General features: G+C 72.4%; 20 protein-coding genes and 1 riboswitch. Of the genes, 11 read left to right on the plus strand and 9 right to left on the minus strand.

Going from position 1 to position 22,209, the window contains the following annotated elements; all coding sequences use genetic code 11:
• Positions 1-249 precede the first annotated feature (249 nt).
• The 3 genes from DXZ73_RS08210 (at position 250) to DXZ73_RS08225 (ending at position 1,981) form a co-directional block, all read left to right on the plus strand.
• On the plus strand, positions 250-708 hold the full coding sequence (locus DXZ73_RS08210; RefSeq protein ID WP_205519135.1) for an ATP-binding protein: 459 nt from the start codon (positions 250-252) through the stop codon (positions 706-708).
• A gap of 200 nt (positions 709-908) precedes the next feature.
• The gene (locus DXZ73_RS08215) at positions 909-1,112 is read left to right on the plus strand and encodes a hypothetical protein (RefSeq protein ID WP_116210354.1); all 204 of its coding nucleotides are present in this window, start codon (positions 909-911) and stop codon (positions 1,110-1,112) included.
• A 569-nt stretch (positions 1,113-1,681) separates the two neighbouring features.
• Positions 1,682-1,981 (plus strand): hypothetical protein, encoded by a 300-nt coding sequence (locus DXZ73_RS08225; protein WP_240351264.1) that lies wholly within the window; start codon positions 1,682-1,684, stop codon positions 1,979-1,981.
• 435 nt (positions 1,982-2,416) lie between these two features.
• Here the strand turns inward: DXZ73_RS08225 and DXZ73_RS08230 are convergent, their stop codons facing one another.
• Positions 2,417-4,186: a tetratricopeptide repeat protein gene (locus DXZ73_RS08230; RefSeq protein WP_116210356.1), complete on the minus strand. Its 1,770-nt coding sequence runs from the start codon at positions 4,184-4,186 to the stop codon at positions 2,417-2,419.
• A 44-nt stretch (positions 4,187-4,230) separates the two neighbouring features.
• Entirely contained in the window at positions 4,231-4,656 is a 426-nt protein-coding gene (locus DXZ73_RS08235) for a hypothetical protein (RefSeq protein ID WP_116215492.1), read from the minus strand.
• A 143-nt stretch (positions 4,657-4,799) separates the two neighbouring features.
• On the opposite strand from DXZ73_RS08235, the gene DXZ73_RS37985 reads away from it, so the two are divergent.
• The gene (locus DXZ73_RS37985) at positions 4,800-4,940 is read left to right on the plus strand and encodes a hypothetical protein (RefSeq protein ID WP_162890114.1); all 141 of its coding nucleotides are present in this window, start codon (positions 4,800-4,802) and stop codon (positions 4,938-4,940) included.
• A complete protein-coding gene (locus DXZ73_RS37990; protein ID WP_162889877.1) occupies positions 4,937-5,137 on the plus strand; it encodes a hypothetical protein in 201 nt (66 codons plus the stop codon). The genes DXZ73_RS37985 and DXZ73_RS37990 overlap by 4 nt, the downstream gene beginning before the upstream one ends.
• A gap of 253 nt (positions 5,138-5,390) precedes the next feature.
• Here the strand turns inward: DXZ73_RS37990 and DXZ73_RS08240 are convergent, their stop codons facing one another.
• The 4 genes from DXZ73_RS08240 to DXZ73_RS08255 all read right to left on the minus strand — a co-directional run bounded on the left by DXZ73_RS08240 (position 5,391) and on the right by DXZ73_RS08255 (position 11,315).
• A complete protein-coding gene (locus DXZ73_RS08240) occupies positions 5,391-5,954 on the minus strand; it encodes a DUF4291 domain-containing protein (RefSeq protein ID WP_116210357.1) in 564 nt (187 codons plus the stop codon).
• Between the two features lie 41 nt (positions 5,955-5,995).
• Entirely contained in the window at positions 5,996-7,012 is a 1,017-nt protein-coding gene (locus DXZ73_RS08245) for a cytochrome c oxidase assembly protein (protein ID WP_116210358.1), read from the minus strand.
• Positions 7,013-7,116: 104 nt separating this feature from the next.
• Positions 7,117-8,205: a cellulase family glycosylhydrolase gene (locus DXZ73_RS08250; RefSeq protein WP_116210359.1), complete on the minus strand. Its 1,089-nt coding sequence runs from the start codon at positions 8,203-8,205 to the stop codon at positions 7,117-7,119.
• A 128-nt stretch (positions 8,206-8,333) separates the two neighbouring features.
• Positions 8,334-11,315: an AfsR/SARP family transcriptional regulator gene (locus tag DXZ73_RS08255; protein WP_116210360.1), complete on the minus strand. Its 2,982-nt coding sequence runs from the start codon at positions 11,313-11,315 to the stop codon at positions 8,334-8,336.
• A 178-nt stretch (positions 11,316-11,493) separates the two neighbouring features.
• Between DXZ73_RS08255 and DXZ73_RS08260 the strand changes: the two genes are divergently transcribed.
• Together DXZ73_RS08260 and DXZ73_RS08265 are read left to right on the plus strand one after the other, a co-directional pair.
• Positions 11,494-11,673 (plus strand): hypothetical protein, encoded by a 180-nt coding sequence (locus DXZ73_RS08260; protein ID WP_116210361.1) that lies wholly within the window; start codon positions 11,494-11,496, stop codon positions 11,671-11,673.
• A 455-nt stretch (positions 11,674-12,128) separates the two neighbouring features.
• Positions 12,129-13,025, plus strand: a complete 897-nt coding sequence (locus DXZ73_RS08265) for a S1 family peptidase (protein ID WP_240351265.1) — start codon at positions 12,129-12,131, stop codon at positions 13,023-13,025.
• Between the two features lie 95 nt (positions 13,026-13,120).
• Here the strand turns inward: DXZ73_RS08265 and DXZ73_RS08270 are convergent, their stop codons facing one another.
• Positions 13,121-13,594, minus strand: a complete 474-nt coding sequence (locus tag DXZ73_RS08270) for a C40 family peptidase (RefSeq protein ID WP_116210363.1) — start codon at positions 13,592-13,594, stop codon at positions 13,121-13,123.
• A gap of 3 nt (positions 13,595-13,597) precedes the next feature.
• Positions 13,598-13,754, minus strand: a riboswitch (cyclic di-AMP (ydaO/yuaA leader).
• A gap of 351 nt (positions 13,755-14,105) precedes the next feature.
• Here DXZ73_RS08270 and DXZ73_RS08275 point away from each other — a divergent pair.
• The gene (locus DXZ73_RS08275; protein WP_116210364.1) at positions 14,106-15,188 is read left to right on the plus strand and encodes a carboxylate-amine ligase; all 1,083 of its coding nucleotides are present in this window, start codon (positions 14,106-14,108) and stop codon (positions 15,186-15,188) included.
• Between the two features lie 40 nt (positions 15,189-15,228).
• Here DXZ73_RS08275 and DXZ73_RS08280 read toward each other — a convergent pair whose 3' ends face one another.
• Positions 15,229-16,461 (minus strand): sodium:proton exchanger, encoded by a 1,233-nt coding sequence (locus DXZ73_RS08280; RefSeq protein WP_116210365.1) that lies wholly within the window; start codon positions 16,459-16,461, stop codon positions 15,229-15,231.
• 429 nt (positions 16,462-16,890) lie between these two features.
• Here DXZ73_RS08280 and DXZ73_RS08285 point away from each other — a divergent pair, with 429 nt between their 5' ends.
• Together DXZ73_RS08285 and DXZ73_RS08290 are read left to right on the plus strand one after the other, a co-directional pair.
• Entirely contained in the window at positions 16,891-17,715 is an 825-nt protein-coding gene (locus DXZ73_RS08285) for a helix-turn-helix domain-containing protein (protein ID WP_116210366.1), read from the plus strand.
• 82 nt (positions 17,716-17,797) lie between these two features.
• Positions 17,798-18,853, plus strand: a complete 1,056-nt coding sequence (locus DXZ73_RS08290; RefSeq protein ID WP_116210367.1) for a PhlD — start codon at positions 17,798-17,800, stop codon at positions 18,851-18,853.
• Between the two features lie 49 nt (positions 18,854-18,902).
• Here DXZ73_RS08290 and DXZ73_RS08295 read toward each other — a convergent pair whose 3' ends face one another.
• Entirely contained in the window at positions 18,903-20,459 is a 1,557-nt protein-coding gene (locus DXZ73_RS08295) for an MFS transporter (protein ID WP_240351266.1), read from the minus strand.
• Positions 20,460-20,670: 211 nt separating this feature from the next.
• On the opposite strand from DXZ73_RS08295, the gene DXZ73_RS08300 reads away from it, so the two are divergent.
• A complete protein-coding gene (locus DXZ73_RS08300) occupies positions 20,671-22,209 on the plus strand; it encodes an FAD/NAD(P)-binding protein (RefSeq protein ID WP_162890115.1) in 1,539 nt (512 codons plus the stop codon).

A 22,209-nucleotide genomic window follows, 5' to 3' on the forward strand; every position in this document is an offset into this window, starting at 1 on the left:
CCATCACCGGGGGTTCATTCGTGAACCCCCTTACCTGTCCTGGGTGTTCGCATGAACCTCCTGGTGAACGCTCCCGCTCTCCGATGCGAAGCCGTTCACTGTTCGTCACACGGCAGCGGAACAGAGGTTCCGTCGACGGACGGAGGGCGAGCAGTGAGATCAAGAAAGATCAGAGGCACGGCAGCGGCCCTGTCTGTGATCCCCTCGTGCGACGTAACGCCATCTGCTCCGCTGGAGTCGTTTCGGGCAATGACGCTCTTCGCCGAGGCGCCGGACACGGTGCAGGCTGCGCGCAACATGGCACGGACCGCGCTGGAGGACTGGGGCCTGAACGAGTTGGCGGAAGACGTACGGTTGACGATTTCGGAACTCGTCGGCAACGTGCTCCATCATGCAATTCCGGATGACTGCCTGGCAGTCCCCGGCGCTCCTCGCCGCATCGACGTAACGCTTCGAAAGTGGCCGGACTGGCTGGTCATCGGGGTGACGGACGAGGATTCGCATCCTCCCACGCTCCCGATCGGCGAAGGGTTCTCCCCACAACTGGTCGGCGACCTTCAAGAGGCACTGATCCCCGACCATGGGCGCGGGCTCCTCATCATCCAGCGCTTGGCCGATGCGGTGTGGTGGTCCCCGGGGGAAACGGGCGGCAAGACAGTGCTCTGCCGCTTCAACCTGAGCGCGGGGTCCGGCACCCAGTCGCCGTAGAGAAAGCTGGCCGCTGCCCTTCGTACAGCCTCCCTGCGCGACCACGGGAAGCAGGCAGCAGGCCCCTGCCGGAACAGGAACTGACCTCCCTGTCCGGCTCGACGCGGCCCCTCCCCCGGGCCCCCTCCCGCGCGAGGGGCCGCGTCCAACGAATCACCACAAGCCGCACCGACGGCTTCGAAAAGAGAAGGGCGTACCTGATGGCACGGGTGTTGGGGTTGACGGTTCGCCCCGGGGACATGGTGGGCGTCCGCGGCGGGTGGGCGGAGGTCAAGGCGATCCGGACGGACCTGGATCGCTTGGGCAAGCGGGAGGTGGTCCTGGTCCTCAAAGGTTCGCGCTCGATGCGGGTGGGCACGACGGAGCAGATCGACGTCCTGCGCAATCCGCGCGGGAGGCGGTGATGGCCGTCAGGTCCGTATTCCGGTTCGTGAACTGGGTGTTGCTCCTCGACACGTCAGGGAGTCCGCCGATCTTTGAACTGGAGTGCACTTCGTGCGGCACGTCGTCCGAGGCGGCGGGGGCCCCGGCAGAGCCGCAGGAGTGGGCACTGAAGCACGCCAGTCGCACCGGGCACACAATGTTCAGGGCCGTGCACACGAGCTTCTTCCGCGCGACGCGGACCGAAGCGCGGCCGTCTCCCCCGTAGACCGGGCAGAGCCGTCAGACGGCTCCTGCCCCCTGAGTCCTCAGGTGTGCGTCTCCACCATTGGGCAGGTCGGCCCGCACCTGGGAGAGGCGGTGTTGTCCGTGCGCCGCCCGCGGTCCTGCTCCGGTTGGTGACCGGAGCAGGACCGCACACAACAGCCGGATACGAGACCGGACCACCCCTAAATACCTTGGCAGGCGGGGGTGGTCCGGCAGGGATCGAGAGCGACCCCGGTGCCGATGGTACCGGGGCGCTCGTCGTGCGTTCACGTGACGCCCCGCAAGACCCAGAATCATCCAAGGTTCTTTGAGGGGTGGAGAGTTGATGTTCGGGCCGGGTGACGAGCCGTTCGAGATCGGCAACGTGGAGTTCGGGGCTGAGGGGTTCGACCCGGACGCGGCGCTGTGGGTGCGCGGGGTGGACTACGTGACGGGCTGGGCTGCGGCGCGTGACGCGGCGGCGGAGCTCGGTCAGGCGCTGGTGTCGGCGGGCGTGGAGGCGTCCGGGGTGCGGCTGCGGGCGGGCTCGGCGGCGGACGGCTCGGGGGTGGTGCGGCTGGAGCTGTCGACGGCGGCGGCCCTGGAGGTTACGCAGCTGGCTGCGCGGTTCGGGAAGGCGAGCTGAGCGGTGATGACGGCGGAGGCTGGGACGGTCGCCGGCTTGGGCCTTGGCCACGGAAAGCCAGCCACGACGATGCGGGCAGCCGAATGATTACCCGCCACGTGTGCCACCTGCACCATGTTCCGGTCTCAGCCAAGATATCTGCTTGTGAACGTCACGGCGCGCGGCCCGCGGTCACGGTTGCGGGCGTCTTCGGCTTGGCCCTCGCCGCTGCGTGCTGCGCGTCGTCGTCCGGCCGTTGCACTGCTCGGGGCGTGGTGCGGGTGCGGGCGGTGGGGCGCCCGGCCGGGACCGGCCGCCAGGCCGCAGCCCGGACCGGGGCGGCCCCGCCGCCCGGCGCGCCGCAGGCGCGCCCTTGAGTAAGTGAACAAGGTTTCGACCGATCGCCGGTCTCAGGGTGTCGGTAGGAATCGTGTCACCAGGCGCAATCGGCAGGGATCAGATCTTGGGCTGAGCGGACGAGTCCAGTTCGGGCGCGGCTACCTCCGCGTGCTTCCCGGTCGCCTGCCGTACCTTGCCCAGGTCGTTGCGAGTGCTGGCCTCGCCGAGACGGTTGCCGAGGCCCTGGAACAGGGCGAGGGCCTTCTCGTGGAGCTGGGCCGCCTCCTCATACTCCTCAGTCGCCTGCCACACGTTGCCCAGGCTGTCGAGGGCGTTGGCCTGCCCGTACCGGTTGCCGAGGTCCTCGTACAGGGCCAGGGCCCGCTTGTAGAGCCGGGCCGCCTCCGCATAGTCGTCGGCCACATACCGCACGTTGCCCAGGCTGTTGAGAGTGTTGGCTTCGCCGCGACAGTCGCCGAGGTCCTGGAACAGGGCCAGGGCCTGCTCGTAGAGCCGGGCCGCCTCCGCATAGTCGTCGGCCATGTACCGCACGTTGCCCAAGTTGTCGAGGGTGTCGGCCTGCCCGTACTGGCTGCCGAGGTCCTCGTACAAGGTCAGGGCCCGCCAGTGGAGCCGGGCCGCCTCCTCATACTCCTCAGCCGCCAGCCGCGCGATGCCCAGGTTGTTGAGGGTGTTGGCCTGCCTGTACCGGTCGCCGAGGTCCTCGTACAGGGCCAGGGCCCGCGAGTAGAGCCGGGCCGCCTCCGCATACTCCCCGGTCGCCACCCGCACGATGCCCAGGTCATCGAGGGCAATGGCTTCAGCGCGGGCGTCGGCGCGGTGGTGGGCGGCGGTAGCAGCGCGCTGGTGGAGGACTGCTGCCTGAGTCCAGGGGCCTTCCAGGATCAGGAAGGCTGCCATGGCAGCAGTCAGGTGAACCATGCGGGTTGCCTGGTCGGTGGTGGCGGTGTCGAGGCAGGCGATGAGGTTGGCACGTTCGGTACGCATCCAGGCCAGGGCGCTGGCCCGGTCGGGAAGAGTCGGGGCGGCTGTGGGTGGAGCGTCGGGTTGGGGGGCACCTGAGAGAAGGTGGTCGGCGGTCTGGGCGGTGTGCCGGTAGTAGTCCCACAGCCGTTCGGCGGAGTGCTCACGGTCGTCGGCCGGATCGTTGTGGGTGGTGTGGGCGTAGGTGCGTAGGAGGTCGTGGGGTTGGTATCGGCCGGGGGCAGTTTCGTCTAGGAGGTGGTCGGTGTAGAGCATCTCCAGCCGGCGACGTGTTGCGGCGAGGGGGGCGCCATCGAGGGCGGCCGCCAGGGGCAGGGGGCGGGCGCCGTCCAGGGCAACCAGACGGCGCCGACTGGTGATCAGCGTCAGGCAGCCGATGCTGCCTGGCAGGAGCGGCCTTACCTGGGCATGGTCGGCGGCGTCGTCCAGCACCAGCAGCACCTGCTTACCGGCGAGCCGGTCACGCCACAGAGCCGAGCGCCCTTCCAGAGTGGGGGGCAGGTTACGGGGATCAATCCCCAGGTCGGTCAGGAGCACCGCGAGGACATCGACGGGCTGGGCCGGGGCCTGGCCAGGGGTGTGGGCGTGCAGCTCGTGGAAGAACTGCCCGTCAGGGAACCGTTCTGCGAGCAGGTGCGCGGCGCGGGTGACCAGGGCGGTCTTGCCGACCCCGGGCATCCCGTCCACCGTATGGACGGTCGCCACCTGTCCCGGGGCTGCGGCGGCCAGCAGGCGTTGCAGCTCGGCGTCACGGCCGGTGAAGTCTGCAATGTCCTGGGGCAGGCTGTGGGTCACCGTCGGCCGGACCGGGGCTGGCGCCTCCATGATGGTGGGCCGGTTGATGTCCCGCCCCGCCTGCATGGACGCGCCGCTGTAGAGCATCGCCTGCTGGTTGACCGGTGAAACCGGCGGCTCACCAGGGGCGGTCAGGCTTTTGGGGCCGGTGGGTTCCCGTGGTAGTCGCGCCCGACCTGGATGCTGGTACCACCGGAGACGGTGGCGTTCTGGATGATGGAATGCACCCTCTCGCGCTCTCCAGGGTTGAGTACTGGATCAAGCTGGTCGTCCAGTAGCCGCCGCAGCTCACCGGCCGCCTGCGGGTCCCGCCGCAGCAATGCCTGCAACTGCACCCGCCACACCCCCTCCAGGGCCTGCTCGGTGTCCGGGTCCTGGGCCTGGCGGGCCTCCAGGACCTGCGTACGCAATACCTCCAGCTCACCGCCCACCACCTCGGCCCGCTCCGGATGCACACGCCGCCACAGGGCGACCACACCGTCGCGGGCCTGCTGCCAGGCATCGGTGGCCATCGCCGCCACCAGCGCCGAACCCGCCGCCATCGTCACCGGATCCATCCCCACCCCCACCGCCGCCGCATCGGACTACTCCCAGCGTGGCCTCCGCCCGCACGGCAAAGCCATAAGCCAAAAGGGACCGAACACAGCCCGAACAGCACCAGTTTCGCCAGTAAGCGACGAAGGAAGCGAGGCGATTGCGGATGGTGACACGGGACGCACGCTTCCACCTGACGACCATCAAGGTCTCCCGCAAGACCGCCGCAGCCTGTATGCACCTCACCCCGGAGCTGCTCAAGGTGAGGCGGGCGCTGCTGATGGCCGGGGTGGGTGAGGAGGCGTGAAGGACTCTGCTGTTCTCCCGCTGATGGTGACGCTCGGGATCATCACCATCCTCCTGGTCCGCTCCCGTGACGTGCGCTGGTGGGAGGCCGTGCTGATCGGCCTGTTCGGCACCTATCTGGGTCAGACCCCGGTGATCTTCGCGATCAACAGCTTCGTGACCTGGTGCCTGTCCGGCTTCACCCACACCCACCCCTGACCGAGGCTCCTGCATGCCCATGCGCCCCGCGTGGCACCCCGTCCGCAAGGGCGAACGACGCCTCACGACCTGCTCCGGACGATGGCGGCGCTGCTGCCGCGGCACCGGCGCTATCCGCTGACCCCACTGTTCGGCTCAGGTGAGAACACCCACAGATGCCCTCACCGCGTCATACCGCGTGACTTCCGATCGAGGTCACCACGTTGATCACCCAGCAGGCTACGGCAGCCAGGGCCCCGACCGCCGAAAGATGTCAGCCGCCGTACGGGCGCTCCTCCGGGAGGAGGCGGGCGGCCGCTTCCGGGTTGCCGGTGGTGAGCAGGTGGTGGATCTCCTTCGCGAGCGGGGTCACGTCGGTGATCGAGACCGTCCACTCGTCGGCGTAGCGGCGGGCGGCCTCGCCCGCGAGGCCGAGCTGGAGTGAGCGGTGGGGCAGCGCGCGGAGGTGCAGATCGCGCTCGGGGTCCCACTGGACCCTGACCGGTGAGGACTTCAGCTCGCGCTGCCAAGTCTCGCGGTCGGGGTGCACATCGCGGTCGAAGTGGGACAGACAGGCGTTGCTCAGCGCCCAGTCGAAGCCGGCGCGGTCTATCTCGATCGCGAGGACGCACTCCTGATCGGGCTTGGTGGCCCAGCCGCAGCGGTACATCATCCAGAGGAACGAGGGCTTGATCCACGTCATCCGGTCGCGCTTCCAGGCCGGGGGGAAGCGGCCGTCGCGGGCGGCGGGGTGGCCGAGGTGAGGGGCGTATGCCTGGTAGACGGTGATGGTCGTCGCGGTGTGCGCCGCCCGGATCCGGCGGTTCTGATCGTGCATGCGGCAAGTCTGTCGGTGATCCGGGCGGCGGGGAAAGCGAATTAGCGGCTGTCCCGGCTCTGCCGGTAGCGCTCGCCGACGACGCCCTGATCGGTCTCCCACCAGGGGCGCGTCAGCTCGGGGGCGGGGGGCGCGTCGGCCCGCTCCGGGGCCACGGGGGTCACGGAGTTCGCGGAGGCCGCGGGGGCGGGGATCGTGGTGAGTTCCTCGTCGAGCTGTCGGTCCAGCTCGGCGGTCCTGGCCCGCTCGGCGCGGCGCCACTCGACGAAGACGGCGATGAGGAAGGGCATGCCGACGAGCTCGGCGATCGAGAGCATCAGTCCGCCGCCCAGCGCCTGGTCCCGCTCCGGGCTCGGGCCCCAGCCCCGCTGCTGCGACCCGTACCAGCCGCCGGCGATCAGGGTGCCGCTGGTCATCACGACGATGCCGGGGACGGCGTCGACGAGCCCGTCGAGGAAGACCAGCAGTGCCCGCACGGGGTGGCTGCACCAAGCGGGCAGCAGGTCCTCGCGGGAGAGCATGGGCAGGACGAACAGGCTGCCCGCCGCGAGGAGGTGGAGGTACATCAGCCGATGGACCGCCTCGTTCCGCAGGGCAGCCTCGAAGTAGGGCGTGAAGTAGACGCACAGCTCCGTGGTGAGCACGAGCAGGGTGCTGACCAGCGGGAACGTCAGCGCCCGCACGACCGGCCCACGCATCGCCCGCCCCAGCCGTTCGGCGCCGCGGGCGGGCAGCGCGCGGCGGGCGAGGGCGAGGGGGTCGCCGAGGGCGAGGCCGAGCGGCGCGATGAGGTCGAGGAGGATGTTCTGCACCGCGGCGGGCCAGAAGAGGACCCGGTCGTACACCGCGAGGGACGACAGGGTCGCGACGGCGATCGTCCCGAGCCCGACGGTCACGAACGCGAGCGTACGGGCGACGGGCCAGCGCTCCCCCTTCCGCGTCACCCGCAGGACGCCCCAGGCGTAGAGCCCGCCGAGAACGATGATGAGGGCGAGGCCGAAGGGGTCCGCTTGCCAGGTGCCGATGGCCCGGGCGGGGGTGAGGTTTGTCAGTGCCACGGTCGCCCAGCGTAGCCCTGCCCGTAGTGGATCTACGGGCAGGTCGGGGGTGGCAAAGCGCAGGTCAAAGGCTTGGAATCCATTCCCCAACCCGCGAGGGCGGCTCAGAGGAGGGGACGGGTTGCGGGGTGGGCGGCGAAGTAGTCGCGCAGCCCCGGGAGCTGCGGCCGCAGCGGCCACGGCACCGTGCTGATCACCGCCAGCCGCACCTGCGGATAGCGCACGCGGGCGAGCTCGAAGGACCGTACGAGCAGCCGCGTCGCCTCCGCCGGCTCGTGCAGCCCCCGTGGCGTCTCCTCCGCTGACTGCGGCGCGAAGCCGAACTCCGTCCACCACACCGGCTTGTCCCCGTCCCGGTAGGCGCGCATCGCCTCGGCCACCGCCGGGAAGTTGGTCACCCGGTCGATCCCCGGCGCCTCCTCCGACCAGGCGTCGGGTGCCCGCCCGTCCAGGCGCGGCCGGAGGGCGAGCACGTCGAAGTGGTCGCGGCCGCCCGCGGCATAGATGTCGCGGACGAAGCGGTGGTCGGTGTGGCAGGGGCCGCCGAGCACCACGGGGGCGGGGTCGGGGACGGATCTGAGGCCCGCGGCGCAGGCGCGGAGGAGGGCCGCGTAGCGGGCGGCGCGCTCCGCGGGGGCGGTCACGCCGGTCGTGGCGGGCTGGTTGGGTTCGCACCACACCTCCCAGGCGAGGACCCGGTCGCCGTAGGTGGCGGCCAGCCACTTCGCCCAGGGGCGGATGGTGTCGGGGTCGTCGGGGAATCGGGCGTGCGAGCCCCGGGGCGCGGCGCCGCCGCGGGTCCACAGGGGCGATTCGTGCAGGGTGACGAGGACGGCGATGCGGCGTTCCGCCGCCGCGTCGAGCACTCCCGCCAGGCGCTGGTTGTAGGGGTGCCCGGCACAGGGGGCGCTGTCCTCGGGCTGGCTGCGGTGCCAGGAGACGTCGACGCGGACGACTTCGACGCCGTACGCCCGCAGGGTGTCCAGGTCGCGGTGGAGGGCGGGGCTCGGCCTGCCGTCCTGCCAGTAGCCGTCCCCCGTGCCGGGGAAGGGCACCCCGAGGACGGGGGGCGCGGTGTCGGCCGTACGGTCCGGTGTGGTGGAGGAGGAGGTGGCGGGGGCCTTGCGGGCCGTGGTGGCCGGCGTTGCGAGAGCCGCTCCGGCGGCCGAGACGACGAACGTACGACGGCTCATGGGGGTCAGCCTGGCAGTCGCGGGCGGGCGTTCCCGCGCTCCGGCACGGCCGTCACCCGTACAGGTGGCTCCGCGCCCGGGTCCGTTCGAAGGGACGGCAAAGAGGCTCGGGCTTCCCGACCGCGACCTCAGGTGGCCGGTGTCGTCGCCGCGTCGAGGAGCGCGCGGGTCGGGGCCGCCTCCGGGACTCCCAGGCGGGTGAAGAGGGTGAGGGCCTCGCGGAGGTGGTCGTGGCCGCGGTCCGGGCGGCCGAGGCGCGGGAGGGCCTGGCCGAGTACGGCGTGGGCGAGCCCTTGGCAGTAGCTCTTGCCCAGGTCGCGGGCGATCCGCAGGGATTCCTCGGCGCAGGAGACCGCGTCCTCGTCCCGCCGTTCGTCGAGGCGGCACTCCGCGAGGCGCGCCCAGGCCAGCCCTTCCCAGCCGCGCTGGTGCTGGGCGATGAAGTGGCCGAGCGCGCCGCGCAGCCGGTCGGCGGCGAGTGCCGGGGCGCCGGTCCTGCGCAGCACGAAGCCGTGCTGGTAGAGCGTCATGGCGATGGTCGGTCCGTTGCCGGTCGCCTCGGCCAGCCGGACGGCGTCCGCGGCGGCGCGTTCGGCCTGCTCGGGCTGGTCGAGGGCGAGGTGCACGCGGGCGGTGTTGGCGAGGACCCGTGCCTCGCTGCCCTTGTCGTCGAGTCCGTCGCACAGGGAGCGGGCGAGCTCCAGCAGCGGGAGCGCCCGGGTGGGGCGGTCGGTGGCGAGGTGGAGGATGCCGAGCGCGTTGGCGGCGAGGTGGCGGCAGAGGCTGTCCCCGGAGTCCTCGGCGAGCCGCAGCGCGGTGGAGAGTTCGCGCTCGGCGGCGTCGTACACATCGGTGAGGTAGTGGAGGTTGCCGAGGGTGTAGCGGGCGCGGGCCTCGACGCGGGGTTCCCCGCGGGCCTGCGCGGTGTCGGCGGTGAGCTCGGAGAGGCGGCGCAGCTCCTCGCGGTGGGCGGGGCCCTCGATCAGACCGGACCAGGTGAGCAGCAGGTCGCCCGCGGGGCGCAGGGCGTCGGGCGCGCCGGGTACGGCCTGGGCGAGGACGGAGGCCAGCGGTATGTGCTCGTGGCGCAGCCACTGCCGGGCGCCGTCGGCGTCGGTGAAGGGCACGCCCGGCAGGGTGACGGGGTGCAGGTGGCGCTGGAGGGCGTGGTCGGGTTCGAGGGTCCGGGAGGCGTTGCCGACGGTGGCGAGGTGGTGGTCGAGGAGCCGTTGGACGGCGGCGTGGCGCTCCTGCCCGGTGTCGGTCTGCTCGGCCTGCCGACGCGCGTAGAGCCGGAGCAGGTCGTGGTAGCGGTAGCGGCCGGTGGCGTACGACTCCAGCATGCCCGCGTCGGCGAGGCCCTCGGCGAGGTCCTCGGCGGTGAACTCGTCGCAGCCGAGGAGGGCGGCGGCCGCCGACAGCGACAGGTCGGGGGCGGCGGCGAGGGCCAGCAGGCGGAAGGCCCTGGCCTGGTCGTCGGCGAGGTGGCCGTAGCCGAGCCTGAAGGTGGCCTCCACGGTGAGGTCGCCGGCCTGCAGTTCGTCGAGCCTGCGGCGTTCGTCGTCGAGCCGGGTGACGAGGGAGGCGATGGTCCAGCCGGGGCGGGCGGCGAGCCGGGAGGCCACGATGCGCACGGCGAGCGGCAGATGCCCGCAGGCCGCGACGAGCGCGGCGGCCGCCCGCGGCTCGGCGGCGACCCGCTCGGCGCCCACGATGGTGGCGAGGAGCGAGAGGGCCTCGGGGGCGGTGGCGACACCGACGTGGAAGTGGCGGGCGCCGCCGAGGGTGATGGCGCGGGACCGGGTCGTGACGAGGACGGCGCAGCCCGCGGTGCCGGGGAGCAGGGGGCGGATCTGGGCGGCGTCGCTGGCGTTGTCGAGGAGGAGCAGGACGCGCCGGTCGGCGAGCACGGAGCGGTAGAGCGCGGCGCGTTGCCCCAGTTCGTCGGGGATATCGGGTTCGGGGACGTCCAGGGCCTGGAGGAAGTGGGACAGGACGCTGCCGCTGTCGGCGGGGTGCGGCCCGGCGCCCTGGAGGTCGACGTACAGCTGGCCGTCGGGGAATTCCGGCCGGGCGGCGTGGGCGGCGTGCACGGCGAGCGTGGTCTTGCCGACACCGCCGATGCCGGTGAGCATGGCGATCATCACGGCGGGCCCGGAGGTGCCGGTGAGGGCGGCGAGCACGTCCTGGACGAGCTCTTCGCGGCCGGTGAAGTCGGGGATGCCGGCCGGCAGCTGGAAGGGGACGGCCACGGGGCGGGCGGGGCCCGCGGGCTCGGCCGGGGCCGGCGCGGGGCCGGGGCCCGCGGACGGGGCGTAGGACAGCGCGGGGTCGGCGGCGAGCACCCTGGCGTGCAGTTCGGTCAGTTCGGGGCCGGGTTCGACGCCGAGCTCGGCGACCAGCAGGCGCCGGGTGTCGGCATAGGCGGCGAGGGCGTCGACCTGGCGTCCGCAGCGGTAGAGGGCGAGGATCAGCAGGGCGCGGAGGCGTTCGCGCAGGGGGTGTTCGGCGGCGAGGGAGCTCAGCTCGGGGACGATCTCGGAGTGGCGGCCGAGGGCGAGGGCGCAGTCGAAGAGCCCTTCCTGGGCGACGAGGCGGGCCTCGGAGAGCCGGTGCCGCTGCCGTTCGGCGTACGGGCCGGGGAGACCGGCCAGCGCGGCGCCGTGCCAGAGGTCCAGGGCGTCGGCGTAGCGGCTGTGCGCGGTCTCGGTGTCCCCCGCCTCGCGGGCGTCGGCGGCCTCGGCGAGGCGGCGCTGGAAGACGACGGCGTCGACCTGTTCCGGCGGTATGCGCAGGGCGTAGCCGCCGGCGGAGGAGACGAGGACGGTGGCCGGGGTCCTGGCCACGCGGCCGGGTTCGAGGAGGTTGCGCAGGCGGGAGGCGTAGGTGCGGATGGTGCCGAGCGCCTGGGGCGGTGCCAGTTCGCCCCACAGGGCGTCGATCAGTTCGTCGCTGGAGACGGTGCGGCCTCCGCGCAGCAGGAGGACGGCGAGCATGGCGCGCTGCTGGCGCGCTCCGAGCTCGATCTGCCGCCCGTCGAGCTGCGCGCGCACCGGGCCGAGCAGCTGGAAAGAGAGCTGTGCTCCGGTTGTCGCTCCGCTGGCGCCCATGTCTCCCCCGACCTCGCCGCGCACACTCCGCCCGGCGACAAGGGGGACAGTATCTCAGGGCTCCGTGCCGCAGGAGCCGCCCGTGACCTGGCCGGTACTCATCTATTGATCGTCTGTTGATCGCGGTGTCACATACTGCGGGGAAAGACCGTGTTCGACCCGCATGACAGGAGTTCCCATGAGCACCGAGGCCCCGAAGCCCGCCGAGGCCGCGCAGCCCGCCGAGCAGAACACGCCCAGCGAGCAGGCCATCCTCGCCGGACTGGGCGCGCCCATCGAGCACACGGAGGGCGCCCCGATCCCGGGCACGGAGCACAGCGGTCCGATCCACCCGACCCACACGACGGGCGCGCAGTAGGCCGCGGCAGCCGGGCCGTGAGCGGCCGGCACCGACGGGCCCCCGATCGCGGAAGCGGTCGGGGGCCCGTCGTCGTCGGCGCGTCTGACGGTCCGTTAAGGGAGCGCAAAGAAACCGTCCGCCCGCTCCCAAAGAGAGCGATTACCGGACAGCCGCACCCCTTCTTGTCCGCTCACCGCCCAGCGCCCATCCGCGCCCGTCACAGGCGTTTACGGGGACGGTTCGCGATGCCCCTGTGACGCGCGGGGCTTGCCGGAGCACGGCCCGTACGACCGAATGTCGCTCTTGAACGTTCACGCGGACGGTCGGGATACTCCGGGAATTGACATGGACGCGACTAGCGTCTCCCGGCCACCGCCGGGCCGCGCATCGGCCGTCACGCCCCTGTCGTCACGTCACATGCACCCTCCGTGCCCGGACATCGGTCTCACCGGGCACCCCCCACAGGAGGTCTCGTGAAACGTCCTCGCATATCCGCACGCCGCTCCGCCATGGCCGGTACGGCCGCCGCGGTCCTGGCGACCGCCGCGCTCACCCTGCCCGCCGCCCACGCGACGCCCGCCCCGGCCGCGCACTCGGCGGCCGACGTCGCGTCGGCCAGGGCGACCCTGAAGGCGCAGGCGTCCATCCCGGGCACTGCCTGGTCGGTCGATCCCAGGACCGACAAGGTCGTGGTCACCGCCGACAGCACGGTCCGCGGGGCGCGCCTGAGCCGGCTCGGCAAGGTCGTCGCGAGCCTGGGCGACAAGGCCACGCTCAGAAGGACGGCCGGCACCTTCCGGCCGCTCATCGCGGGCGGCGACGCCATCTGGGGCAGCGGGGTGCGCTGTTCGCTCGGCTTCAACGTGACCAAGGACGGGCAGCCCTACTTCCTGACGGCCGGGCACTGCGGCAACGCCTCGGCCGACTGGTCCGACTCACAGGGCGGCCCCCAGGCCGGTACGACGGAGAGCTCGGTCTTCCCCGGCAACGACTACGCGCTGGTGCGCTACACGGGCTCGGCCGACCACTCCAGCGCGGTGGACCTCTACAACGGCAGCCAGCAGAACATCAGCCGGGCCGGTGAGGCGACGGTCGGCGAGCAGGTGCAGCGCAGCGGCAGCACCAGCGGCCTGCACAGCGGCCAGGTCACCGGCCTCAACGCGACCGTCAACTACGCGGAGGGCACGGTCGACGGCCTGATCGACACCTCCGTGTGCGCCGAGCCGGGCGACAGCGGCGGCGCGCTGTTCGACGGCGACACGGCGCTGGGGCTCACCTCGGGCGGCAGCGGTGACTGCTCGTCCGGTGGCGAGACCTTCTTCCAGCCGGTTCCCGCGGCCCTCCAGGCCCTCGGGGCGCAGCTGCCCTGATCCTCCACCGGACAGCTGCACCGCCCGGCCACCGGCACACGGCCCCTGTGCGCGCCTTCCGGCGCCGGGGGCCGTTCGCCGCGGCAGGGCCCGGGTCAGTTGACGCGGCCGTACCAGACGCTGTTGCTCCAGATCTTCTCCAGCCGGACGGACGCGCCGGGCTTGGGCGAGTGCCAGATCTTGTTGTCCCCGGCGTAGATGCCCACGTGGTAGACGTTGCTGCCGGAGTGGAAGAAGACGAGGTCGCCGGTCTGGCGGGAGCCCGCGGACAGGTGCCGGGTCCTGTTGTACTGGTCCTGGGCGGTACGCGGCAGGTTCTTGCCGACCTTCTTGAACGAGTAGAGCGTGAGGCCCGAGCAGTCGAACCGGTTGGGGCCCGCGGCGCCGTACTGATAGGGCGAGCCCTTCTTGGAGGCGGCGACCTTCAGCGCGGCCTGACCCGGGGTCGCCGCCTGGGCGTCGGCCGCCACACCGGGCAGCAGCATCGAGGCGGTGACGGTGGCGGCGGTGAGGACGGTCGCGGCGCCGGCCCTGGACACGAGCGTGGATATGCCGGGGAACGCAGACATGTCAAACCCTTCGTCATCCGCCTGCGAAAGATGACCTGTCGGGTTCGGGCTGTCGAAGTTGCCCGGCCACATACGTGGCTTCACCCCAAGGACCACCGCCATCGTGGTCCGTCGTACCTGGGTCTCCCGCTCCTGCCGATCCATTCGGTCTGCTCCGCACCCGGAACGGCGGCAGGACTCGGCGTCCGCCCGGGGTGCCCGTCTCGGTGACGGGATCTTGTGTTCGAGTCACGATCCTGCATCACGAAGAGCCGGAAACCGGAGCCAGGACGGCTTTCTGTGAACTTCTTCACTTCCCGGCATTCATGGAACCGGGGTACTTTCCCGTCGCACACAACCCGGTCAACTCCCATTCAATCTTGGGAGTTGAGGGAAATCCGGGACTGAAATCCAGTCATACGACTCCGTCCGCCGCGAGTACGCGCACGAGGGCGTGACGTCTTTGCGTCAGAAATACGCGACCACGGGGGACGTGCGGTTCGCCGTGACAGCGTGGGGGTAGCCCTACGACATGCTCACCCTAGGGATCGAGGAGGAGTATCTTCTGCTCGACCCGGCCACCGCACTGCCCGTCCCCAAGGCAGAGCAGGTCTGCGCAGCGGTGGACCTGGAACCGGTCGTGCACGAGCGGGAGATTCAGGCGGAGTTGTTGCAGGCCCAGGTGGAAGTGGCCACTCCGGTCTGTGCGGACCTGGCGGAGGCGAGCAGCCATCTGCTGCGCCTGCGCCACGCCGTGAGCTCCGCCGCCAAGCGGAACGGCTGCCGGATCGCCGCGAGCGGCACGTCGCCCCGCGCGGGCCTGGTGCCCATACCCGTCACCCGGAACCCGCGCTATCTGGCGATGCGCGGCCGGGCGGCCCAACTGGTCGACGAACAGCTGGTCAACGGGATGCACGTGCACATCGCCATCCCCGACCGGGAGATGGGCGTCGCCGTCCTCAACCGCGTCCGCCCCTGGCTGCCGGTGCTGGTGGCCATGGCGGCCAACTCACCGATGTGGCACGGCCAGGACACCGGCTTCGCCAGCTGGCGCACCGTGGTCTACAGCCGCTGGCCCGTCTGCGGTCCGCCCCCGCACTTCACCGATCTCGCCGACTACGAGGAGCGTATCCAGGCGCTGTTCGTCGCCGGGGCGATCAGCGACCGGGGGCAGCTGTACTGGCAGGCCAGGCTGTCCGACCGCTACCCCACGATCGAGGTGCGCTGCCTGGACGTCCAGCTGCGCGCCGACGACGCCGTGATGTTCGCCGGGATAGTGCGCGGCATGGTGGCGACCGCCATCCGTGACGAGAAGAGCGGCCGCCGGATTGCGCACTGCCCGCCGGAGCTGCTCAGTGCCGCGAACTGGCATGCCGCCCGGCACGGTCTGGAGGGTGTGCTCGTCGACCCCGAGGGCAGGCGCCGCGGCGCCGACGACGTCGTCCGCTCCCTGCTCGGGCACATCGGGCAGGCGCTGGAGGAGGCCGGTGACATCCGTCAGGTGAGCTCGTCGGTGCACCGTCTGCTGCGGCGGGGCACCCCGGCGGACCGGCAGCGCCGGGTGCTGGCCGCCGACGGCATCAAGGCCCTCACCGACCTCATCACCGAACCGTGACCGGCGGCCGCCACGGGCCCCCGGGCCGCGCGCCGCCGCCTCAGCGGTGCGGGTCGCCCTCGATCCGGCCGCCCAGGGCGCGCGCCGTGGCGGGGAGATGGCGGACGCGGGTCGTCAGCAGCAGGACGGCGAGGCCCAGATACACATAGGTCAGGACGAGCCGGGCGGATTCCCCCGGCAGGGCGAACTGCACCGCGAAGAGGACGAACAGCCCGGCGGCCTGGAGGCGGGCGAAGCGCAGGTCGAGCAGGACCACCACGGCCAGGACGGTCTGGGCGGCGGTCAGCGCGACCTCGTCGACCTGCCGGGTCACCAGCGGCAGGGCCGCCCCGCCGCCGCCCAGCGCATGGGCCAGGGGCAGGCAACCGACCAGCAGGGTCCACTGGTTGACCTTGCTGGAGAGCAGCGCGCCGAGCCCGTCGCTCGCCCGCAGCCGCCAGGCGAAGACCACGGCGACGATGAGCTCCGGGGCCTCCGACGCCAGCGGCGCGAGCCACTGCACCAGGACGAAGCGGTCGATCCCCAGCGAGGCCCCCGCCTCCACCAGACCGTTGGCGAAGGGCTCCGCGCAGGCGAAGACGACAGCCGCGGCGGCGGCGAACAGGGTCGCGGTGGTGGCGCGGCGGCGGGGTGCTGCCAGCGTGGCGAGCCGCGCGGGGACCCCGACGAGCTCCTCCATCTCGCCCGAACTGCACTTGCCGATCCGGTAGAGGTAGTAGCCGTACCAGGGGACGAGCACCACCGGGACGTACCAGCCGATCTCCCGGGTCAGCGGCATCACGAAGGCGAGGACGGCGGCCACCGCGAGGAACGCGACGTCGATGCGCCGGTGCGGCTCCAGCACGATCCCGGTGTCCGGCGCGGACCGCCGGCGCAGCGCGAGCGCCGAGGCGAGCGCGACCAACGGCCAGCCGACGCCGACGAGCAGCCGGTTGGCGCCGGTCATGTTGGCCGCGGCGTAGGCGGCGTACGAGGGGTCGGAGCCGGCCGCGTAGGCGAAGTACAGGTCGACGGCATACTCGGGCAGCACCGCGATGAAGGCGAGCAGGGCGAGCGCGAGCGCGCCGGCCATGTCGGCGCGTGCGGTCTCGGCCGCCCACATCAGCAGCAGCGCCGAGCACAGCACGCCCAGGCCGAAGACGGCCACGGCCCACCCGGGTGAGAGCTCGGTCCCGCTCAGGCGCAGCACCGCCGCGGGGACCGCGCCGGCGCAGGCGGCACCGATGCGTACGGCGCTCGCCGCCGCGGAGGGCACCCCTCGGGTCTCGCGCATGACGGGCTCCTTCGCGTCGCGCCTGTACCCGTCGCTCTATCAGCAGGTACCGGCGGAGCCGCGTGGACAGCCCGGCGCGGAGCCGGGCGACGCCCGTTCGGAGCAGACGGGCACGGTCGCGGGGGCGGGGCCATGACCCCGCCGTCTACATAACGCCGCTCGCGGAAGCTGCCGGCGGATGTTCCCCGCCCACTGCTGTCCCTGTCGGTCGGTCAGCGAACGAATGGTGTTCCCCTCCCTCCAGCTCCCTCGCAACCGCAGGATGCGGTGAAGTCGGCCAGGTCAGCGGCACCCCCGTGGCTGCTGACCCGCAGGTAGATCATGCAGGAGGGATGCGATCATTTCTGCTGAGAACTTTTTGCAGGAAAAACTCGCCTATGAAATCGGCTTCCCCTGGCGGCGCCGTTCGTGATATTGGGGGAACCTCCGTTGGACAAGGAAGCCCTTCAGGCATTGCTCCGGGAACGCCGGGGCCGTATCGCGCCGGAGGACCACGGGCTCCTCCGCCCCTCGCGTCAGGGTCGGCGCGCCCCGGGGCTGACCCAGAGCCAGATCGACCAGCTGCTGCACCGCACCCACGGCACGTTCAACCGGCTGGAGACGGGCGCCTACCCCCATCCGCCGGAGGACCTGCTGCGCGACGTCGCCCGGCTGCTGGCGTTCACCGAGCACGAGTGGACGTCGCTGTGGCTCTACGCCGTGCGCCGCGACCCGCCCTACCCGCTGCACCAGCGCTCGGGCACGGAGGTGCCCCGGGCCTGGCAGGACGTCGTCGAGGGCCAGTCCCACATGGCGTACATCAACGACCAGTCCTGGCGGGTGCTCGCGCACAACCAGGCGTTCACCGAGATGTTCCCGCGCCGCGAGGTGCCGGAGAACACCATGCGGTGGATGACGCTCCACCCGGAGGCCCGTACGATCCTCACCGGCTGGCAGGAGCACTGGGTGCCGATGATCCTGCCGCAGATGCGCGCGGCCATGGCCGCGCTGCCCCACGACGAAACGCTCGCCGAACTGGAGGCGGACATCCTCGCCGACCCGGTGGTGGGACCGCTGTACGAGGCGGGCGGCCGGGCGTACGTCCATCCCGACGGCGACGAACGGCCGCTGCTGCACCCGGTGCGGGGCCCCGGCTGGGTGTCGCTGTGCAGCGCCGAGCCTCTCGCGTCACCGCGTGCCCGGCTTATGGTGCTGGTCTTCCGCCCCGGTGACCGGAGCGGACCCACCCGCCGGCCCATGCTGCGTGCAGGATGACCGTGCGGGGGCGGCCCGCGCCGGGTACCGGCACCGCCCCCGCCGGCCCAGGCCGACGGCCGCCCCGACCCGTGGAGCTCCCGTGACAGCGCACGTCTCACGCCCCGCCATAGCCCTCCCCCGGCACCGTGTGACCACCGAGGACATCGTCGAGGACATCCGCGAGCACCACGCGGACCACCCACGGCTGGAATCCGTGCTGCGCGTCGCCCGCGCCACCGGTGTCCGCACCCGGCGCTTCACCCAGCCCCTGGACTCCCCCACGGTCTCCGGCACCGCGACGGTGGAGGAACGCAACCGGGTGGCGTTCGCCGATTCCGCCGAACTGGCCACCCGGGCGGCGCGGGCCGCGCTCGCGGACACCGGCCTCGAGCCGTCGGCCGTCGACTGCGTCGTCACCAGCCACTCCACCTCATGGGCCGTGCCGGGCCTGGACATCCACCTCATCGGCGCGCTCGGGCTGCGCGCCGACGTGCGCCGGATCCCCATGACGTCCCTCGGCTGCGTGGGCGGGGCGCAGGCCCTGGTCCGCGCCACCGACCATGTGCGGGCGCACCCCGGGAGCCGGGTCCTGGTGGTCGTCGCGGAGACCATCAGCACCATCTACAACCACCGCAACACCACCTTCGAGTCGATGATCTACAAGGCGCTGTTCGGGGACGGCTCCGGCGCCTGCGTCGTCACCGACGCCCCGCTCGGGCCCGGCCTGTGCGTCGAGGACACCTGGGAGTACCTGCTGCCCGAGAGCGGCCACCGCTACCGGGGCCGGCTCGACGGGGCCGGTCTGCACTTCGACTCCACCCGCGCCGCCGCCGAGGCCACGGGCGAGGTGATGCCCGCACTGCGCGCCTGGCTGCAGACCGTGCAGGCACCGCCCGCCGAGCCGCAGTGGACGGTCGTCCACCCGGGCGGGCCGCGGGTCCTCGACGACACCGCGCGGGGCCTGGGCGTCGACGCGAAGATGCTGCGGCACTCCTGGGACAGCCTCGCGGAGAACGGGAACCTGGGCGGCGTCGCGGTCCTGGACGTCCTCGCCCGCACGCACGAGGACCCGCCGTGCGACGACGAGCGGGGGCTGTTGCTGTCGTTCGGGCCGGGCTTTCTGGCGGCCGCGTGCCGCGGTCGTTGGCGCGCGTGAGGAACCCTGGAGCTGTCGTGTCCGCACCGGGGCCGGGGAAGGGCCGCCGTCAATGCGCCGAATCCGCGCGGAAGTTCTTCGGAACCAGGATCGCCGCCAGGGCCACCGCCACCGCGACGATGGCCACGGACACCAGCGCCGTGGTGGTCAGCGCGTCGTTGAACGCCGAGCGCGCCGTCGCCAGCAGCGCGCGGCCCACCCCGCTGTCGGTGCCGAAGGAGCGGGCCACCTCGTCCGCGCCGCCCACCGACTGCCGCGCGGCCGTCAGGTCCGCGCCCCGCAGCCCGGGTGGGAGGCCGGTCATCCCGGAGCGGAACAGCCTGGTGTGGATGCTGCCGAGCAGCGCCACGCCGAAGCCGATGCCCAGTTCGTACGCGCTCTCCGAGACGGCGCCGGCCTGACCCGCGCGCTCCGGGCGCACGGCCGAGACCATCACCGCCGCGGAGGCGGTGATGGCCATGCCGTCGCCGATACCGAAGGTGACCAGGGCGATCGCCACCACGCCGTAGGCCAGCGGCTGCGGGGCCGCGGCCAGCAGCGCGAAGCCGCACAGCAGCGCGGCCAGACCCACCGTCAGCACGGTCCGCACGCCGATCCGGCGCAGCAGCCAGGGCGTCAGCAGCGACGAGGCGAGCAGGGCGAGCGCGACGGGGAGCGTCCGCAGCCCGGCCGCCAGGGCGTCGTAGCCGTGGACGTACTGGAGCCAGAGCGAGATCAGGTAGAGGGCGGCACCGATCGCCATCATCGCGGTCAGGGTGGCGAGCGCGGCGGCCAGGAACGGGCGGCTGGCGAAGAGCCGGACGTCCAGCAGCGGGTCCGCGGCGACCAGTTGACGGCGTACGAACCAGGTGAGCGCCGCCAGGCCGACCAGCAGCGCGGCCAGGTCGACTGGCCGGAAGCCGCCCGCCAGGTGCTTGATGCCCCAGGCGGTGGCGATGACGCCGGCCACGGACAGCACGGCGGACCAGAGGTCGAGGTCGTGGTGCGAGGGGCTGCGGTACTCGGGGAGCAGCAGGACCGCCGCGACGACGGTGATCACGACGACCGGCACGTTCACCCAGAAGGCCGCCGACCAGGAGAAGGCGTTCACCAGCGCGCCGCCGACCAGCGGGCCGATCGCCGCGCCCGCGCCCGCGACGGCGGCCCAGACCCCGATCGCCAGGGTGCGTTCGTGGGCGTCGGTGAAGATGGTGCGGATCAGCGAGAGGGTGGACGGCATCACCATGGCCCCGCCGATGGCGAGCAGCACCCGGCCCGCGATCAGCTGGAGGACGCTCTCGGTGAGCCCGGCCGTGGCGGCGAGCACCGAGGCCACCCCGAACACGGAGAACCCGGCGACGAACAGCAGCTTCCGGCCCACCCGGTCGCCCACCGCGCCCGCGGTGACGAGCAGTCCGCCCAGCACCAGCCCGTAGATGTCGATGATCCACAACTGTTCCAGGGCGTCCGGCCGCATCTCCTTGATGAGGGACGGCAGGGCCACGTTGAGGATGGTGGCGTCCATGGCCACCAGGAGGAGGCTGGCGCAGAGGACCGCGAGCATCGCCCAGCGGGCGGGGTCGGGCGCGTCCGGGCCGGAAGGGGCTGCCGAGGTGCCATGGTCCACGCGACGTCCCGTCCCTTGGGGGATCACGTGCGATCCCGGGGCGGGGGTGGTCCCCGTCCCGGAACGGAACCTAATCCGTTGTCCGGCGGGCCGCATCCCGGGGAATGTCCCGCCCGGCGGCCGCGCCGTGCGTCTTTCCCGCCGCTGTCGGTGGCACGGGTTCCGGTGAACCGCCGATTGGGCAGGGTGCCTCTACGGAAAGGAGGTGCCCGTGGGACGTATCGCGGAGTCCGCCGGGGCGAGGGAGTCCGAACGGAGGCCAGGGCACGGGGCGGGGCGGGATGTGGTCGTGATCGGGGCCGGTGTCGCCGGGACCAGCGTCGTGCTGCACCTGGTGCGCGCGCTCCTCGACCCGGAGCACCCCGGCCCCGGGGAGAGCCCGGTGAGGTCCGTCCGACTGGTGGACCCCCACCCGGCGGGCTGGGGGCTGGCCTTCGGGGACACCGACCCGCTGCTGCTGTGCAACACGGCCGTCGAGATCAACTCCCTGCTCGCGGACCGGCCCGACGACTTCGTCGGCTACCTCCGCCAGCACGGCTGGACGGGCGGCGGGAAGGACTGCGTCCCCCGGGCCCGGATGGCCGAGTACGGTCACGACCGCTACGCGTGGGCCCGGGAACAGGCGGCGGCCCGCGGTGTCGCCGTTCGCCAGGTGCACGGCACGGCCGAATCCGTCCACGTGGGCGGCGCGGACGGCGCGCAGCGGGTCCGGCTGGCCGACGGGCGCGAGCTGCGGGCCGACGAGGTCGTCGTCTGCACCGGCGTGCACCGCCCCCGCACACCGGACGGCTTCGCCGCCTTCGAGGGCCACCCGCACTATCTGGACAGCCCCTACCCGGCCGACCGGATCCGCCGGCTTCCGCCGGACTCCCGGGTGTTGGTGCTCGGCAGCCGCCTGTCGGCGGTCGACGCCGCGCTGCTGCTGTGCCGTGACGGCCACCGGACGACGGTGACCTCGCCCTCGGGACTGCTGCCGCCCGCACGGGTGTCGCTGTCGATGGCCACGCGCGACTTACCGCCGCTGGACCGGATCTCCCTGCTCGACCCGGCCGACCCGCTGCTGGAGGAGCGGCTGATGCGCTGTGTGGTGGAGTCGATCCGACTGCTGGACCGGCGGCCGTTGCGGCTCCAGACCTCCCGGGCGGCCGACCCCGTACGGCGGCTGCGCGAGGAGACGGCGCTGGTGGAGGAGGGTGCCTGTCCGTGGGCGGAGGTGATGGTGCCCCTGATCGAGACCGTGATCGCCCTCGCGCCCTCGCTGCGGCCCGCGCGTCGCCGGGCGCTGATGGCACGCTTCTCCTGGTTCACCGGCCGGTACGCCACGGCGATGACCGTCGTCAATGCCCGCCGCCTGCTGGCCTGCTTCGAGTCAGGCGCGCTGCGGATGGCGGATTCCTATCCCTCCGCCGTCTCGTTCGCCCAGGGCGCCTGGCGGGTCGAACAGCCGGACGGGCGAGTGGACCGCTTCGACTACGTCGTCAACGCCACCGGCTATCACCCGCCCGTGCTCCACTGGGACCGCGAGGGCTCCGCGCTGCACCTGGGCGATCCGCCCGCGCGCGCCACGGCCGTCGACCATCTGGAGGGGGACCTCCGGGTGCGCCGGGCGGCCGGGGCGGCGCCTGAGCGGGTCTGGGTGGTGGGGGTGGGGACGCACGTCCGCATCCCGTTCGCCAATCACCTGCGCAACGTGGTGCGGCAGGCGCGGCAGGTAGCGCGGGAGCTGTCGGGCGCGGAGATCGCCGTATGA

Source organism: Streptoverticillium olivoreticuli subsp. olivoreticuli (assembly GCF_003391135.1).
Taxonomy (GTDB): domain Bacteria; phylum Actinomycetota; class Actinomycetes; order Streptomycetales; family Streptomycetaceae; genus Streptomyces; species Streptomyces blastmyceticus.